Source organism: Moraxella oculi (genome assembly GCF_023336735.1).
Taxonomy (GTDB): Bacteria; Pseudomonadota; Gammaproteobacteria; order Pseudomonadales; family Moraxellaceae; genus Moraxella; species Moraxella oculi.
Genome location: NZ_JAMBAQ010000004.1, coordinates 48,971 through 66,648, shown reverse-complemented (window position 1 = coordinate 66,648; position 17,678 = coordinate 48,971). Strand labels below are relative to the sequence as shown.

Annotated in this window: 17 protein-coding genes; 8 read left to right on the top strand and 9 right to left on the bottom strand. The window is 43.6% G+C overall.

Going from position 1 to position 17,678, the window contains the following annotated elements:
- Window positions 1-114 precede the first annotated feature (114 nt).
- Window positions 115-1,305: an A/G-specific adenine glycosylase gene (gene mutY, locus M2R47_RS03265; RefSeq protein ID WP_249098888.1), complete on the top strand. Its 1,191-nt coding sequence runs from the start codon at window positions 115-117 to the stop codon at window positions 1,303-1,305.
- A gap of 58 nt (window positions 1,306-1,363) precedes the next feature.
- Here mutY and ahpF read toward each other — a convergent pair whose 3' ends face one another.
- Entirely contained in the window at window positions 1,364-2,917 is a 1,554-nt protein-coding gene (ahpF, locus tag M2R47_RS03260; RefSeq protein WP_249098886.1) for an alkyl hydroperoxide reductase subunit F, read from the bottom strand.
- 256 nt (window positions 2,918-3,173) lie between these two features.
- Here ahpF and M2R47_RS03255 point away from each other — a divergent pair, with 256 nt between their 5' ends.
- Window positions 3,174-3,395, top strand: coding sequence for an HP1242/YdcH family protein (locus M2R47_RS03255; RefSeq protein ID WP_249098883.1), 222 nt, complete (start codon window positions 3,174-3,176; stop codon window positions 3,393-3,395).
- A gap of 90 nt (window positions 3,396-3,485) precedes the next feature.
- Here M2R47_RS03255 and ahpC read toward each other — a convergent pair whose 3' ends face one another.
- Window positions 3,486-4,052: an alkyl hydroperoxide reductase subunit C gene (gene ahpC, locus M2R47_RS03250; protein ID WP_249098881.1), complete on the bottom strand. Its 567-nt coding sequence runs from the start codon at window positions 4,050-4,052 to the stop codon at window positions 3,486-3,488.
- 262 nt (window positions 4,053-4,314) lie between these two features.
- Here ahpC and M2R47_RS03245 point away from each other — a divergent pair, with 262 nt between their 5' ends.
- Entirely contained in the window at window positions 4,315-5,229 is a 915-nt protein-coding gene (locus M2R47_RS03245) for a hydrogen peroxide-inducible genes activator (protein WP_249098878.1), read from the top strand.
- Here M2R47_RS03245 and M2R47_RS03240 read toward each other — a convergent pair.
- The 3 genes from M2R47_RS03240 to M2R47_RS03230 form a co-directional block, all read right to left on the bottom strand.
- Window positions 5,226-5,843 (bottom strand): M48 family metallopeptidase, encoded by a 618-nt coding sequence (locus tag M2R47_RS03240; protein ID WP_249098875.1) that lies wholly within the window; start codon window positions 5,841-5,843, stop codon window positions 5,226-5,228. The two genes, M2R47_RS03245 and M2R47_RS03240, sit on opposite strands and share 4 nt — an antisense overlap.
- A gap of 248 nt (window positions 5,844-6,091) precedes the next feature.
- Complete coding sequence (groL, locus tag M2R47_RS03235) at window positions 6,092-7,726, bottom strand: chaperonin GroEL (protein WP_249099047.1); 1,635 nt, start codon at window positions 7,724-7,726, stop codon at window positions 6,092-6,094.
- Window positions 7,727-7,857: 131 nt separating this feature from the next.
- A complete protein-coding gene (locus tag M2R47_RS03230) occupies window positions 7,858-8,142 on the bottom strand; it encodes a co-chaperone GroES (RefSeq protein WP_249098872.1) in 285 nt (94 codons plus the stop codon).
- A 278-nt stretch (window positions 8,143-8,420) separates the two neighbouring features.
- Here M2R47_RS03230 and M2R47_RS03225 point away from each other — a divergent pair, with 278 nt between their 5' ends.
- The gene (locus M2R47_RS03225; RefSeq protein ID WP_249098870.1) at window positions 8,421-9,110 is read left to right on the top strand and encodes a DUF3108 domain-containing protein; all 690 of its coding nucleotides are present in this window, start codon (window positions 8,421-8,423) and stop codon (window positions 9,108-9,110) included.
- Between the two features lie 20 nt (window positions 9,111-9,130).
- On the opposite strand, the gene M2R47_RS03220 is transcribed toward M2R47_RS03225, so the two are convergent.
- Together M2R47_RS03220 and wrbA are read right to left on the bottom strand one after the other, a co-directional pair.
- A complete protein-coding gene (locus M2R47_RS03220) occupies window positions 9,131-9,547 on the bottom strand; it encodes a hypothetical protein (protein ID WP_249098867.1) in 417 nt (138 codons plus the stop codon).
- 27 nt (window positions 9,548-9,574) lie between these two features.
- Entirely contained in the window at window positions 9,575-10,177 is a 603-nt protein-coding gene (gene wrbA, locus M2R47_RS03215; protein WP_249098864.1) for an NAD(P)H:quinone oxidoreductase, read from the bottom strand.
- Between the two features lie 372 nt (window positions 10,178-10,549).
- Here wrbA and M2R47_RS03210 point away from each other — a divergent pair, with 372 nt between their 5' ends.
- Entirely contained in the window at window positions 10,550-12,049 is a 1,500-nt protein-coding gene (locus M2R47_RS03210; RefSeq protein WP_249098861.1) for a YihY family inner membrane protein, read from the top strand.
- Between the two features lie 115 nt (window positions 12,050-12,164).
- Here M2R47_RS03210 and M2R47_RS03205 read toward each other — a convergent pair whose 3' ends face one another.
- Together M2R47_RS03205 and M2R47_RS03200 are read right to left on the bottom strand one after the other, a co-directional pair.
- Window positions 12,165-13,319: a dihydroorotase gene (locus M2R47_RS03205; RefSeq protein WP_249098859.1), complete on the bottom strand. Its 1,155-nt coding sequence runs from the start codon at window positions 13,317-13,319 to the stop codon at window positions 12,165-12,167.
- A 154-nt stretch (window positions 13,320-13,473) separates the two neighbouring features.
- Window positions 13,474-14,496 (bottom strand): aspartate carbamoyltransferase catalytic subunit, encoded by a 1,023-nt coding sequence (locus M2R47_RS03200; protein WP_249098856.1) that lies wholly within the window; start codon window positions 14,494-14,496, stop codon window positions 13,474-13,476.
- A 279-nt stretch (window positions 14,497-14,775) separates the two neighbouring features.
- Between M2R47_RS03200 and M2R47_RS03195 the strand changes: the two genes are divergently transcribed.
- The 3 genes from M2R47_RS03195 to M2R47_RS03185 all read left to right on the top strand — a co-directional run bounded on the left by M2R47_RS03195 (window position 14,776) and on the right by M2R47_RS03185 (window position 17,643).
- A complete protein-coding gene (locus M2R47_RS03195; RefSeq protein WP_249098853.1) occupies window positions 14,776-15,786 on the top strand; it encodes a class 1 fructose-bisphosphatase in 1,011 nt (336 codons plus the stop codon).
- Window positions 15,787-15,988: 202 nt separating this feature from the next.
- Entirely contained in the window at window positions 15,989-16,786 is a 798-nt protein-coding gene (locus M2R47_RS03190; protein WP_249098850.1) for a TrmH family RNA methyltransferase, read from the top strand.
- Entirely contained in the window at window positions 16,783-17,643 is an 861-nt protein-coding gene (locus M2R47_RS03185) for a metallophosphoesterase (RefSeq protein WP_249098849.1), read from the top strand. Before M2R47_RS03190 ends, M2R47_RS03185 begins: the two co-directional genes overlap by 4 nt.
- The last annotated feature ends 35 nt before the right edge of the window (window positions 17,644-17,678 follow it).

Below are 17,678 nucleotides of genomic sequence, written 5' to 3'. Positions count from 1 at the left end.
CAAAAACCATGTAAAAAATCAGGGCGTGATGATCATGTGATATTTTTTTTAAATATTTGATGAAAAAATCCTCCATCACCCCCATGAAGCACTTTTTTGACATCACCAATACTCATGAATCATCATACTTTTGCACCACGGCTACTGACTTGGTTTGAGGCACATGGCCGTCATAATCTCCCCTGGCAATATCATCATAACGCTACGGCCAACATTTATGCCGTATGGTTATCTGAAATCATGCTTCAACAAACCCAAGTAGCAACCGTCTTAAAGTATTTTGAAAAATTTATGAAAAAATTTGATACGGTTGAGCAATTGGCAGTCGCCGACTGGAATGAGGTGGCAACACTATGGGCAGGGCTTGGCTACTATGCTCGTGCTAGAAACCTACATAAAGGTGCTAAGCAAGTTGTTGATTTTATTGAAAAAACAGGCGATTTTCCACAAACAACCGACGACTGGCAAAGCATCAGCGGCGTGGGTCGCTCCACAGCAGGAGCGATTGTGGCAATGGGCGTGCGTGGTCGCGGTGTGATCTGCGATGGCAATGTTAAGCGAGTGCTGACACGCTGGGCGGGCATTGATGGCGACATCAGCAAATCTGCCACCGACAAAGAACTGTGGAAACTCGCCGACACACTCACTCCCATACAAGACAGTGGCAAATACGCCCAAGCAATAATGGACTTGGGAGCGACCATCTGCACTCGCACACGCCCCAACTGCACCCTCTGTCCATTATCTGCCGACTGCACAGCTCATCAAGAAGGTTGTCCCACAGCCTATCCTGTTAAAGCCAAAAAGGTCAGCAAGCCACACCGACATTCTTTGGCTCTTGCCATATGTCATGATGGGCAATTTTTATGGATCAAACGCAATAATAATGGTGGCATATGGGACGGTCTGTATGCCTTTCCCTTGATCATGACCAATCATCAATCAAATCAATCACCAATCAGCCTTGATCAAGTCAAGAATGCTCACGAGATGACCGACAACACTCAAGCACCAAGCCTTGCTGAAAGACAAGTCCTTGATGGTCTGCCAAATTTGACACTCAATACACCCACAACCATCAAACACACACTCACACACTTTCACTGGCATTTATCACCAGTACTTATTGATGTTGATGAGACATCTTACAGCCAAATCAATCAAAGTTTAAAAGCGATTCATGCTGACTTTATTTGGCAAAAAGACCATGAAAACCTGGGCGTTCCAAAAGCAATGGAAAAAATACTTCATCAACTCCTGCACGATGCCAAAAAGGATATCTCTTCAACACATACAGCTGATTAACTAAAAAAATCTTTAATCCTGTCATGGATTAAAGATTTTTGAAGCAAAAGACTGGTGTTTAAGTCATCATCAGATATTCAAAGGCGGATAGACCAGCTTTGGAACCCTCTCCCATGGCGATGTTGATTTGCTTATATGGCACAGTCGTTACATCACCACAAGCAAAAATCCCCGCTTTATTGGTGCGACATTTGGCATCAATTTCAATCTCACCATGTTCCGTCACGGTCACCAAGCCTTTAACAACCTCGGAATTTGGCACCAAACCGATTTGTACAAATACTGCCGACAGTGGTAAGGTTACTTCATTTCCAGACATTCTGTCTTCATAAATCAGCCCATTGACTTTACCGTCTTGTGCTGTGATTTGTGTTGTGGCAGCATTGTTGATGATGGTAATGTTATCACGAGCCTTGGCTTTATCTACCAAAACTTGATCAGCACGCAATTTATCTCCAAATTCTAGCACAGTAACATGCTTGACAATGCCTGCCAAATCTAACGCTGCTTCTATGCCCGAATTACCGCCACCAACGACTGCCACAGGCTTATCTTTAAAGAATGGCCCATCACAATGGGGGCAGTAGGCCACACCATTGCCAACATATTCATCTTCACCTTTAACGCCCAGCTTACGCCATTTTGCACCTGTCGCTACGATGATGGTGCGACTCAACCAGCTTTCTTTGGTATTTAATCTTACTTGATAGCCATCTTTCACTTCATCAATCGATGACACACTCACATGTTCCTTGACAGTAATGTCGTATGCCTTGATGTGCGTGGCAAGATTGGTTGCCAGCTGATCGCCGTGCGTAAGCGGAACAGAAATCAAATTCTCAATGTCTTGGGTATCCTTGACTTGACCACCGATACGGTCGGCAACCAATGTTACTTTCAGACCTTTACGAGCGGTATAGATGGATGCGGCAACCCCAGCAGGTCCACCACCAATGACGGTAACATCTTGCATGGCAAGCTGCTCAACTTCTTTTTCAAAAAACAAGTCAGTGTGCTGGGATTGTAATTTATCAATGATGCGAGCAGTGTCCACCTTACCATTTAAAAACGGCTTACCGTCTAAAAATACCGCAGGCACTCCTTGAATGTTATTGGCTTTTACAAGATCAGGAAACACACCGCCATCAATCATCTCATGAGTGATGCCATCATTCAGCAAGGCAAACTGATTCAACGCCTGAACCACCTCTGGACAATTATGGCAAGATAGCGATACAAAGGTTTGGAATTTGAGTGGTTGTCGAATACGCTTAACCAAGTCCTGAATGCCCTCATCAAGTTTGATCTGATGACCGCCTGCTTGCAAAATTGCCAAAATGAGAGAGGTGAATTCATGCCCCCCTGGAATGCCACCAAACACAATGCCCGTGTCTTTGTTCTGCGCAACAATTTTAAAGCTTATGGCGGATAAGTGAGCATCCTCCATCGTTTTGTCAAAGATGATTTTATCTGAACATTGAGCAATTTGTTCAAGAAAATCGATCAGTTCGGCACGCTTAGCATGTTCACCTTGACCGATGACGATTTGGATTGGCTGAGTCATATGAGTGCTGCAAGATGTTACAGCATCAAGCAAAGATTGATCTAACATAGTTACCACCTTAATTAATTAATGCCATCAATTTTTTTGATGGCGCCATTATAAACACAGCATCAACAAATGAAAAATTAAGAATTTTAAACATTAAGATTATTAAAGCTCAATTTAACAGATGGATCAGATCGGTCTTTAATCATCTGATGTCCATAAATAGTTATTTTATCGCTTGCGAATGTGGGGCGTTCTTGATAATATAAAGATGTCGCCACAACTTGTGGTAACTTTCAACCAATTAAGGAGAATTTTCGTGTTTCCAGAATATCGTGAACTCATCACCAAACTAAAAACAGAAAACGACCTACATTTTATCAAATTATTTGATGCTCACAATGAACTTGATGAAGAAATCAACAACCTTGAAAACGACCCAGTCGCTCACACCAGTCGCAGTGATGAAATTGAAGGGTTGAAGCGTAAAAAGCTCGCATTAAAAGACGAATTATTCACATACCTACAAAGCAAGGCATGACAGCCATTCCAAAAAAGCTTAATTTAAAGCCCAAGCTTTATGGAATAATAAAAAAATCGCTCTCATTGGAGCGATTTTTTATTGGATAAATCAGATCTTGCCGACCAAATCCAAGCTAGGCTTAAGAGTTTGCTGACCTGCTTCCCATGCTGCTGGACACACTTCACCATCGTTGTCACGCACATATTGGGCGGCCTTGACTTTACGAATCAAGTCTTTGACAGAGCGACCAATGCCCAAGTCGTGAATTTCAGCCACTTTGATCAAGCCATCTGGATCAACCAAGAAAGTACCACGCAAAGCAGCGTGCTGACCTTCAATCATGACATTAAAACCACGAGTAATCTCACCTGTACCGTCGCCAAGCATTGGATATTTGACCTTAGCAATCGCAGGTGAAGCATCATGCCACGCCTTATGAACAAAATGTGTGTCGGTAGATACGGCATACACTTCCACACCCAAACCTTGCAGCTCTTCATAATGATCAGCCATGTCCTCTAACTCTGTTGGGCAAACAAAAGTGAAGTCGTGCGGATAAAACATGAATACCGCCCACTTGCCTTTGACATCGGCGCTAGAAATGGTCTTAAACTCACCATTAACAAAAGCTTCGGTAGTAAATTCAGGAATGTGCTGATTGATGATTGCAGTCATGATAACACCTTTTATTTTAAAAAAATTTGTGAAAACAGTAAGACTTAATTACTGCACCTGCCCATGATAACAAAAAAGTCGAACCAATACAGTTAAAAGTTTTAATTATTTTGTTTTGTTTTATAAAACTTGGGTGTAAAATATATTCATGATGACACATTGATACACATCAACAAACAAAACAGTTTCAGCACAATTTGGACGATAAAAGTTTTGATCACCCAACGACAAAACCTCAATGACACATGAATGGGAGTGCTTTATGATCACACTACGCCAATTAGAATTTGCACTGGCGGTTGCCAAACACAAGCACTTCAAGCGAGCTTCTGAAGAGTGCAACATCTCCCAATCTGCTTTGAGCTTAGGCATTGCCGAGCTTGAAAAACAACTTGACACACAAATATTTGAACGCAATAACAAACAAGTACTCATCACTCCAATCGGTCAAGAGATTTTGGATAGAGCTCGACATGTGTTTAGTGAGATTAATGATTTAATGACGCGTGCACACAGCCATCAGATACCCCTTGCCTATCCGCTTAGTATCGGCATCATTCCTACTGTCGCACCTTATTTATTGCCAAAAGTATTACCCACTCTTAAAGCCAATTATCCAAATTTTGAGCTCTCCATCACCGAAAAACAAACCGAGAGACTCATTGATCAAGTTCGATATGGTCATATTGATACAGCAATCATCGCCCTACCTTACCCCATCGATGGTCTGCACACCTTTGAATTTTGGGCAGAAGATTTTTTTGCCATTTTTCCAAAAGAGGGGGTCGATGCAAACCTCAAACACATCACCAGCAGCGATTTGCATAAAACCAACCTCTTGCTACTTGGTGAAGGTCATTGTCTAACTGATCAGGTGCTGTCTGTCTGCCAAATGAATAAGAGTGAAATCAAGTCAAGCTTTTCTGATGCCAGTCTCAATACCATCATTCAGATGGCACTTGCTGGCATGGGGACAACACTGGTACCCAAAATGGCATTGCATCAACTCAACAACTCCCATGAAATCAAAGCCATACCACTTGCCGAATCTGGCCCACACCGTCGCCTTGCTTTCATCACAAGACTCAATTATGCACGCGTCGATGACATACACTTACTTAGTAAGATTTTTAGAGCAGCACTTGATGACGACGCTAAAAAGCGTGGTGATGATTAATCACAAGCCTTTGTCTTCACACCTTTTAATAAGTCATGCCACCTTTTGTAATCTGGCATGGCTCGTTCTACCTCCGCCCAAAAATGCACGCCATGATTGGCATGTATCAAATGGCACAACTCATGCACAAAAACATATTCAGCACACTCATAAGGATAGCCCGCCAAATATGTCGAAAGCCATATCCGTCGCTGATGCGTATTACAGCTCCCCCATCGGGTCGTCATTTTACGCAAGCGAACCTCATCTGCATATTCACCGACAATGGGTTGCCATTTTGCCATGAGTTTTGGAATTTTTTTCTTTAAATGCTGACGATAAATCGCCTCCACACCCTCTGCATCCTCAGGCAGATCCATCACTTCTCCCCACAAGGTTGTCATGCATTGACGCCGATTGATTTGCCTATGATGCAGCCTTTCATTCGCTCGCATCGTCCATGCCAATCTCCCAAATACCACTTTTATCACATCCTGTTCTTGCATGTAAGATGGCACACTGACGAAACATTCTGACGGTCTGACACGAATATTAATATTTTTAATTTGCTTTTTGGTAATGGTTAAGTTAAGACCATGTGCTGCAAATGCTTGTTGTAGCTCTATGATTCTCATGGCAGTAGATGAGTTTAAAAAACACTTTCTTTTTTAAAAAATAATGCAGTCATCACAGCACACGACATGCTGATGAATTACCCCAATGAACACTCTAACACGACCGTAAGAGATGTCATCAATTTTTTTTAAGACAGCCAGAAGTCATGATGACAACATTAATCCCAAACAAGAATTGATCAATAAAAAATCCCCCAGTAATGATTGGGGGATTTTAAAGATTGGTTCATGAGTGAAACTGATGGTCATTACATCATGCCGCCCATGCCGCCCATGCCGCCCATGCCAGCTGGCATTGGTGCTTCTGGTGCTGGCTTATCCGTAATCATTACCTCAGTGGTAAGCATCAGACCTGCGACGCTGGCAGCGTGTTCTAATGCTGAGCGAGTTACTTTAGCAGGATCTAGGATTCCCATCTCAAGCATATCGCCGTATTCGCCTGTTGCTGCGTTATAGCCATAGTTGCCAGAGCCATTTTTCACCTGGTTGACAATAACAGAAGCTTCGTCGCCTGCATTGGTAACGATTTGACGCAGTGGTGCCTCCATCGCACGACGCAAGATATTGATACCTGCATTTTGGTCGTCATTATCACCTTTTAGGTCAGCCAATGCTGCCAAGGCACGAACCAATGCCACGCCACCGCCTGGCACAATACCCTCTTCTACGGCTGCACGAGTGGCATGCAAGGCATCATCAACACGGTCTTTTTTCTCTTTCATTTCTGTTTCAGTTGCGGCACCAACTTTAATAACAGCAACACCGCCAGAAAGCTTGGCAACACGCTCTTGAAGTTTCTCTTTGTCATAGTCAGAAGTAGACTCTTCAATTTGGCGTTTGATCGCTTCTACTCGACCATCAATTTGTGCTTTATCACCTGCACCATCAACGATGACGGTGTTTTCTTTACCAACGGTAATCTTTTTGGCAGTACCCAAATGCTCCACAGTCGCAGTCTCTAGGCTTAGACCCACTTCTTCTGAGATTACGGTACCGCCTGTCAAGATGGCGATGTCTTGAAGCATCGCTTTACGACGATCGCCAAAGCCAGGTGCCTTGACCGCACATGCTTTTAGACCACCACGCAAATTATTCACTACCAAAGTTGCTAATGCTTCATTTTCAACATCTTCAGCGATGATGAGCAGTGGGCGTGAAGTCTGCATGACTTGCTCTAGTAAAGGCACGATTTCACGAATGTTAGAAATCTTTTTATCAACCAGCAAGATGTATGGGTTGTCAAACTCACAAGTCAAAGTATCTTGCTTATTAGCAAAGTATGGGCTGATATAACCACGGTCGAACTGCATGCCCTCAACCACTTCAAGTGCATCTTCAAAACCTGAACCCTCTTCAACAGTAATCACACCCTGCTTACCAACAGTCTTCATCGCCTCACTGATCAGTTCACCGATTTTAGTATCAGAGTTGGCCGAGATTGAACCGACCTGAGCAATCGCCTTGAAGTCATCTGCTGGTGTAGACAGCTCGTGGATTTGCTCAACGGCAACACGAGTCGCCTTATCAATACCACGCTTTAAATCCATTGGGTTCATGCCAGCAGCAACCGTCTTCATGCCCTCAGTTAGGATGGCTTGGGCAAGTACGGTAGCGGTCGTCGTGCCATCACCTGCGATGTCGTTCGTCTTAGAGGCAACTTCACGCACCAGTGCAGCACCCATGTTTTCAAATTTGTCTTCAAGCTCAATCTCTTTGGCGACCGACACACCATCTTTGGTGATGGTAGGTGCACCAAAAGACTTATCAATCACGACATTACGACCCTTAGGACCTAAGGTTACTTTGACAGCATCTGCCAAAATATTTACACCATTAATCATCTTTTCACGGGCAGTTGTGCCAAAATTCACATCTTTTGCCATTGTCATACTCTCTTAAATTCAGATTATTATAAAATTTGATTGGAATGTGTTAGAATTTTTAAAACCAGGCATAATAAGGCAAGTCAGGCTTTTAACCCATTGCTTACTCCGCCCAAGCCATAAGCTCTAATTCATACCAAAACACCCAAAACATCACTTTCTTTCATGATCAGCAACTCTTCGCCATCAACCTTGACGGTTTGACCTGCATATTGACCAAACAATACTCGATCACCTACTTTAACATCAAGAGGACGCACGCCATTATCGGTAATTTGACCATTACCAACAGCAATCACTTCACCTTGTTGAGGCTTTTCTTGGGCAGAACCAGGCAGTAAAATGCCACCTGCGGTTTTTTGTTCTTCTTCGGTACGGCGTACCACAATGCGATCATGTAGTGGACGAATTGACATGAGATTCTCCGTTTTTTTAAATTTTCAAGATTAGCCAAAAAGGCTCGATAGTAAAATGGAGCTGACTAAAAAATTTTCAAGTCAGCTCCACATAAAAAAATACAAAATTTTTAATGAATATCATCTAAAATAGTCATGATAAAAAAACAACTCACGCATTGCCCTAAAAATTACGAATAAAACCCATGCAGTCTTGAAATGTTGGTAAATTTTCTACACAATGTTTTGAGCCAAGTAGCCGACCCAACCACGCAAACCAAACATCGAAGGCAACCATCATGAAAAAAATGATACAAAAAATCTCTCTAATCGCTTGTGCATCAGTACTAAGCACCCTAATACAGGTTCAAGCTGCCGACCTACCTGCATACAACGCCACTTATCGCATCAATGCCTATGGTAAGGTTGGTACAGCCACTCGCACTCTCAAAAAGTCTGGCAATACCTATCATTATGCAGTCAAAGGAACAGCGGCAGGTATTGCCAGTCTGAATCAGTCAGCAACCTTTAGCTTATCAGGAACAAAGATCACACCAATCAATTCATCTTTATCAGCCAAAATACTTGGCGTGGGCAATACGCATAACATCAGCTTTAATAACAACACAAAAACCGCCATCTCCATGTATAAAAATAAATCCACCGCACTTAGAATGAACGGTCAGGCTTATGATGATTTGAGTTTAGAAGCACAAATCCGCCAGGAGTTGATGAATGGCAAATTCAGCGGCACTTATCAATTGGTCAAAAAAAACAGCATTGAAACCATACGATTTAAAAAATCTGGCAACTCAAAAATCACCGTCCCTGCAGGCACTTATGAGGTGATTCGAATTGACCGAATTCATGATGACAAAGCTCGCTTGACCAGTTTTTGGCTGGCACCCGATCTTGACTATCTACCCATCAAAGTCAGCCAAACCAATGACGGCAGAACCATCTCGATGGAACTTACCCAAAGAAATTGACCATGTTTCATTTGAGTTTGTCAAGATTTGACCTGCTTGTGCATGGGTGGCAATCGCCTTAATAAGATGAACAGATGATGATTAATCACGCATAGCAATAACAACTCCAACACATACATCAGCCAAACTGCCATCGGTGCAAGCTCATAGTAGCGAATCAAGGCCATCACGCCTGACACGCCTAAGTATGTGAGTGTGATGATGCTCAAATATATGAGTTTGGCTGGCTGATTGCCACGCATTACCGCAGGTGTCAATGCAAGTGCAGGGGCGAGAATGATGAGTTTCATCATCACAGCCATCATTCCTGATGCCTGCGTCGTTGTCATCAATGCCAAGGGGTGGCCCACCAATACCAACATCAGCCACAGCCACCAACATTTGATGAGACGCTGATGAATGGGCTTGGTGGGCTTATGAATGGGTGATTTTTTCATAAAAAAAACGGTCTTTATTTGATTGATTTAGTGATGACTGGACAATTTTTTAGCAATGATCGCAAGTCGCTCACCTTGATGAATAGCCAAAATACGCTCATCTGCTGTCATGGCAAGCTCATGCGATGTGCCAACCACGCTACTCACCCCATAAGGCGTACCACCACGAACCGTACGACTTAGCTCACCATACTCATAAGACAACCCAACCATGATCATGCCATGGTGCAACAATGGGAGCATCATGCTAAGCAAAGTTGCCTCATTGCCACCATGCATGGTACCAGTACTGGTGAACACCGATGCAGGCTTTCCTTGCAGACTGCCCGAAAGCCACTGCGAAACCGTATTATCCCAAAAATATTTCATCGAACCTGACATATTGCCAAAATGTGTAGGACTGCCCAACGCCAACCCCATGCAACCAGACAGCTCATCAGCAGTACAATAGGTATCACCTTGTTCGGGAATGCTTGGACTCACTTGCTCACTGACAGCTGAGACTTTCGGAACACAGCGAATTTTTACTGTTACGCCCACATTCATCACGCCTTCAGCAATCGCATAAGCAAGCTCTTTGGTGCGACCCTGTCCAGTATCATATAAGACAAGAATGTAAGGGTTGGTCATGGTCATACTCCTTCGGATTGTCTTTAATATTCATGTCATTATACCCACATATGCCAACCATTGCCAAATAAAATTACGCCAACCATCATCGCATGATCAGACAGTCTTTAATGAAAATCCAGCTTTCACCCTAAGGATTTTTGTCGTCAGAAGATGAGTATTGGCATGATGTATGGCTGACTAGGTGTGAATCATCATGAGCTTGTATGTTTTAAACAAACATTTGAAACATCGGTATTATTGATGAATTTTGTAATATTTCTCCAAAAAACCTTTAAAAATGTGTGATATTTGCTACACTATCAACTTGAAGATTTGGCTGATAAATCTTAATATTTTTTTTTTTGATTATTGAATTAACACTTAAAGAGTATGATGAGTTTTTTAAATAAATTACCCTTTGCCCATCACGGCTGGTTCATGTATCTGCGTCTTTTGGTGCGTCATTTTATAGAAGACGACTGCCAACAAAAAGCCGCCAGCCTTACCTACACCACCTTATTATCACTGGTGCCAATTTTAACAGTGATGTTGGTGGTATTTTCTAGCGTGCCTGCCTTGTCAGGCATGCGTGAACAGATGCAAACACTGATTTACAATAACCTACTGCCATCATCAGGAGCACAGCTTGGACACTATTTTGACAGTTTCGCTGAAAAATCCAGCAATCTGGGTATTGTCGGTGTGATCGGCTTATTCATCACCACCATCATGACCTTGGTTACCATTGAGACAGCATTCAATAAGATTTGGCGTGTCAAAGAGCGTTCTGGCGGCACTGCAAGCATCATTCGTTATTGGGCGTTAATTACCTTAGGACCTGTCGTTCTTGGCGTGGCATTTGGTGCATCCAGTGCCATGCAAAGCTTAGATTTTCTCAATCGTCAAATCGGTGGCTATGGTATTGACTGGTCCATTTGGGCTTATTTGGTCTCCATGTGCATTACCATTGCAGGCTTTATTGGCATGTATTGGTTCATTCCAAAAGTACAAGTACCCATCAAAAATGCCGTCATTGCTGGCATCGTCTCTGCACTGCTGTTTGAGATCTTGCGTACCATTTTTGGTACAGTGATGAGCAACTTTACCAGTTATGAAGCCATCTACGGTGCATTTGCCGCATTACCAATATTCTTGCTTTGGATATACCTATCGTGGAACATCATTTTACTGGGTGTGGAAATCAGCTACACGCTTACCATCTTTGATAATAAGGAAGTGCCTGTACGCCACCCATTACTCAGCTTGCTTGACATGCTCAATTTGGCTTACAAACGCTACCAAGAATCCAAAACAGTCAGCGAACATGAATTGCGTGAAATACTAGGTCGTAGGGAATTGCCTAAGTGGAGCTTATATATTGATCAGCTTGTTGAAAGCGAACTCATCACACGCACCAAAGATGATGACTATGTCCTAAAAACCGACCTAAACAGCATCAGCCTTTGGCAATTTTATAAAACACTGCCGTATCCATTACCCATTAAAGAAGAGCTTGATGCTCTAAAAGCAGCGGATTACGATCCTTGGTTCATTGAGCTTTATCACAACTTAACTAAGATTGAACGCACCGCCAAAGACGAACTGAACATGCGTTTGGCTCAATTGTTTGATAGCGCTCCGCTTCGACAAAAAGAAGAGATTGTACATATCACAGATGCAGATGCGGATGCAAAAAGTGATGTTGATGGCTTTAATCATGGCACACGCCGTGAAATTGACGAAAATGGTGAAGTATTCATCGTACCTGCTGGTAAGGCAATGTTGACCGAGAGTCGTCTTACTAAAGTCATACGCCTACTCAAAAAGGCTTATCATTTATTTAGTCAGGGTAAAAAAACTGTCAACGATGTCAAGCACGGTCTGAAATGATCAGCTTCTCAATAACAAATCGCCAAACAAATGTTTGGCGATTTGTTATTGACTTACCCATTACCAACAATCATCATGCTTGATGGTGATTTGTTGACATGAGTGATTAACATGTTCATTCATTAAAGAAAGTCGCAATCACTTTGCCAGTCAATCGCTTTTCTAAAAAAGGTGTGTTTTTGCCATTTGACAGCATGGCATCTTGACCAACTTGCCATGAAAGATTCGGATCAACCAAGACCGCCCCACCAATATTTTGATATGCTTGAATGCCTGCAATCTTGGCAGGTTTTAGGCAAATTTTATCAATCAACTGCTCAGCACTTAACATGCCATCAGCCACCAACTGACAACCCAAAGACACAAAAGTATCAAAATTGCTGATGCCTGCAACGCATTCGCCAAAAGGCGCTTGTTTGGCATTCGCCGACAATGGCTCATGATGGGAACAAATGGCATCAATCGTACCATCTTGCAAACCTGCAATCAATGCTTGCTGGTCGGTGTTGGAGCGAAGTGGTGGATAAACGAAAGCGTTGGTATTATAGCCTTCCAAATCGTCATCGGTCAGATGCAGCTGGTGCATGGCAACATCACAAGTGATTGGCAGACCACGCTGTTTTGCCCATCTGATCAGCTCAACCGAAGTGCGGCAAGTAATCTGACTAAAATGAGCAATAACCCCAGTCTCCTCCACCATCAATAACTGCTTGGATAAGGCAATGGTCTCTGCCAGCCAAGGAATGCCCTCCAATCCATGAAAAGAAGCGATGTAGCCATCATGTGCCACGCCTGTTGATAGGCTTGGTTCATTCGGATAAAAAAATACCTTAAGTCCAAAATTGGCAGCATATTCCAAGGTACGCAACATCACCAAATCAGAATCGAACCCACGGGCGGTATTCGTTACCCCAACGACCCCACCTTGCTTCAACCCTGCCAAATTGGCTGGCTGCTTACCCTCAAGTCCTAAAGTAAGAGCACCTAAAATGTGTAAATGCACACCACCATCATGGTAGGCTTTTTCACGCAATCCCTTAAAAAGCGAGCCATTTTCCAATACTGGATTGGTGTCTGGCGGCAATACAATATGCAAAATGCCATTTTCTCTTGCCGCCCTGCCTTCACTTGCCAGATTGCCATGAGACTGATGACCTGGCTCACGCAGGCGTGCGCACAAATCCACGATGGGCGGAATGAGCCATTTACCATCAGTATGAACACCATCTAGGTTTGGCTGTTGCCAATTGTGAGGGAGTAAATTTTTCATTGTTTCTCTCTTTGATTATCCGTATTTAAGCGATATGATTGTCAATCACAGCTTGATGTCTTAGTCATCACCATAAAGCCCCCAACCATGTGTCTGTTAGCCTAAGAGCTTTGGTTTGTGTGGCATTACTGTTCTTAGATCACCGACCTTTACCCTAAATCAGACCCTTCGCCTTATCCTGACCTTGCATCGCCATCGCCATGACCGCCATACGCACAGCAATGCCATTATTCACTTGTTTTAAGATGACCGATTGATGACCATCTGCCACACCAGAGGCTATCTCCACCCCACGATTCATCGGGCCTGGATGCATGACTAAGGCATTTGGCTTGGCAAGCTTGACACGGGACTCTGTGATACCATAATTTTTAAAATATTCATTGGTTGATGGCAATAAAGGTGAACCGATGCGTTCATTTTGAATGCGTAATCCAATGATGACATCTACGCCAGCCAAGCCCTGCTCCATATTTTCAAACACACTGACCCCATAACGCTTAATACCCTTTGGCAATAAAGTCTTAGGCGCAATGACTCGCAAATCCTTGACACCCAAAGTCTGCAATGCACAAATATCCGAGCGTGCGACACGGCTATGCTTAATGTCGCCAATGATCGCCACCGACAACTCATCAAAGGATTTTCCGTATTTGACACACAACTCACGATGAATGGTCAGCATGTCTAGCATGGCTTGAGTTGGGTGTGCATGCCAACCATCGCCTGCATTGATGATGGCAACATTTGGTGTAACTTCGGTCGCCATAAAATGAGCCGCCCCACTTGATGAGTGGCGAACCACAAACATATCAGCACTCATCGCTTCAAGATTCCATAGCGTATCACGCAAAGTCTCCCCTTTATTGGTGGAAGATTTGGCAATGTCAAGATTAAGAACATTTGCCCCAAGTCGTTTTTGTGCTGCTTCAAAAGTCGTACGGGTGCGGGTGGAGTTTTCAAAAAACAAATTCATCACTGTCTTACCAGCCAGCTCGTCGGTATTGACCAATCGACCATGGGCATCAAAATACCCCATCGCCTTATCAAGAATACATTCCAGCTGAACACAAGACAGCCCCTCCACACAAATAAAGTGTCGAATACCCCCATCAGAAGTCAGCTGAGGATGAGCCAAAGACTGATGTAGCCTAGTGCGAGTGTCAATGTCATTCATGGTGCTTCCTGTTATATAAAATTAAAATTTGCAACCACATTCTACCAACTTCACCCATGTTTGAAAAGTAAAATATCTAAGCCTGGTTACACGCATCAGAAACACCACCAACACCAACTACCCAATCCATGTCATGACCACCCAACACCCCACAATAAAATTACTGACGCTTGATTTTTTCGTACAAACAATGACCATATCGGACAAATCTCTTAAAAATCATGTTAAAATAAGCCACACCAATCATCAACCAATCATCTTGTTAACAAAGGACATGACATGACCATTTTTGCTCAAAATCTAGACCAATATCTAAAAGAGCACACCTCACCAGAGATCGCCAGTACCGTGATGACACTTGCTGATTCAAGCATTGCAATCAGAGACTTACTCAATAAAGGCGTACTGGCTGGTATCCACGGTGAGGCAGGTGGTCAAAACATCCAAGGCGAAACACAAAAAAAACTCGATGTCATCTCTAACGATCTGTTATTAAACGCCCTAACTCAAAACTCAAACTGTGCGGCAGTTGCCTCAGAAGAACTCGACGACATCAGTCCTGCCAATCAAGACGGCACACTGTTGGTTACTTTCGACCCACTTGACGGCTCATCAAACATTGACATCAACATGACCGTTGGTACGATTTTCTCCATATTGCCTTATCATCATCAAGGTCAAGTCGCTACTGAAACTGACTTCTTGCAAGCAGGCAAACACCAACTGGCTTCTGGCTATTTCATCTATGGCACCTCTACCATGCTGGCATTGACTTTTGGGGCGGGCGTGGCCATGTTTAGCCTCGATCCAGCCTCCAGACAATATGTTTTGATTAATGAACGAATCACCATCAGCCAACAAACCGCAGAGTACGCCATTAATGCCTCCAATCGTCGCTATTGGCTAGCCCCCCTAGCCCAATACATTGAGGAATTGACACAAGGGGATACTGGTGTACGCAATAAAGATTACAACATGCGATGGGTGGCGGCGATGATTGCTGATGTGCATCGTATTTTGGTGCGTGGCGGAGTATTCATGTATCCATTTGACACCAAGATTGCAGGCAAGGCAGGCAAACTCCGCCTCATGTACGAAGCCAATCCGATGAGCTTCATCATTGAGCAAGCAGGTGGTGCCAGCACAGATGGCGTACAGCGCATCATGGATATTGAGCCTGCTGGCATTCATCAGCGTATCCCAGTGGTATTAGGTGCAAAACAAGAAGTGGAGTACATCAAGTCACTGCATGATCAAGCAGGAATTTTGGCAAACGGTGAAAAAATCTAACTCGCCGACATCGCAGGATGGGTGGCATGATGACCGCTGATGGTCGGTTCCACTCTCTGATAACATCGCCGCTACCGACATAATGGTCTTGTCTTGATGGTCAAAACCAGCAAAACCCAAGATGAGACCATCATTAATATGGTTTTTTACATCATAACCAATGCCAAACATCAACACTTAAAATGACAACATCAAGCCATCCATGAATCCAATCACCTCCCTCAAAAACCCCATCATCAAACACGCCGCAACCTTACTCATCAATCACCGCCACCGCAAAAAGAACGGTCAGACAGTCTTAGAAGGCGTACATCTGTTAGATGCCTATCTAAAACAGGGGCTGGCGGTCGACAAAGTCATCGTCTCTGACACCGCATTGCACAATGATGAGGTCATTACTTTGATTCAACACATCAACAAAACAGACATCATTGTCGCTACTGACACCCTCTACAAACAGATCCGAACCTTGGGTGATGGCGTGGACATCATGGCAATCATTCGCACTCCCACTCCCACACTCGGCATCATTACTGGCGATTGCTTGATTTTAGACGGCCTACAAGATGCTGGTAATATTGGCACACTGCTACGCACCGCCTCAGCTGTCGGCATCACGACCATCATCACCACACCACATACCGCCCACCTTTGGTCACCTAAGTGCTTGCGTGCTGGCATGGGAGCAAACTTCGCCTTAGACATCTACGAACACATCAGTATTAATGACATCTTAAGTCAAGTCAAGACTCCTTTATACGCCACCAGCAGTCATACCAACAAAGTCATCTACAATCACGATTTGACATCGCACATCGCTTGGGTATTGGGGCATGAAGGACAGGGGGTGTCTGATGTTTTTTTACAAAACGCCACGCCCATCGCCCTACCCCAGCCAAATGGTCAAGAAAGCCTGAATGTCGGGGTGGCAGGCTCAATATGTTTTTATGAAATGTTGCGTCAGCGTCAATTTAATGAAAGTTTGAGTTGTTTATCATGAAGCATGCATCTAAAATTTTAGTAACCGCCGCCATCTTAGCGGCATTGACCGCCATCACACTCATCGCCATTGATGACAGACTCATCAAGCAAGACTACACTGCCAGCCATGTCAACAGCCAACATGAAATTACCATAGCCATCATCACCGACCTGCACAGTTGTTTTTATGGCGATGAACAAAAAGAAATCATCAACCCTTTAAAGAATCGTCGCCCTGATGTCATTTTATTGGGTGGCGACATTTATGATGATGATTTACCGCCGACGCATACGGACATACTGCTTCGCCAACTTACCAAAATTACGCCAAATGTGTACTATGTCAATGGCAATCATGAACTGTATCTGCCTGCCGCTGACTATGCCAACATAGAAAATAAAATCAAAAGTTACGGCATTACAATTTTACACGGTGAAAGCACTGCCTTATCGATTGATGGCAAACCCAGCAACATTCACATTCATGGCGTATCCGATCCTGTTTTTATCGATAAATTCAACCAAGACTTACGCACCGTTGGAAATCTTGCCAACTCAGATCACATTAATATCCTACTGACTCACCGACCAGAGTACATTAATGATTATCTACAATACCCTTTCGACTTTGTCGTCAGTGGGCATGCACACGGCGGTCAATGGCGTATCCCCTACATACTCAATGGACTGTTTGCTCCAGATCAAGGACTATTTCCAAAATATGCCGGTGGTAGCTACCATTTTGATAATCAACAATCACACAGCCATCACACTCAACTGATCGTCAGTCGTGGACTGGCCAAAGAATCCACACGCTTCATACCCAGAATATTTAATCGCCCAGAATTGGTATTCTTAACCATTCCCAACGGTTAGGTTAAACAAAATCCCCATTGAGCCATGGGGATTTT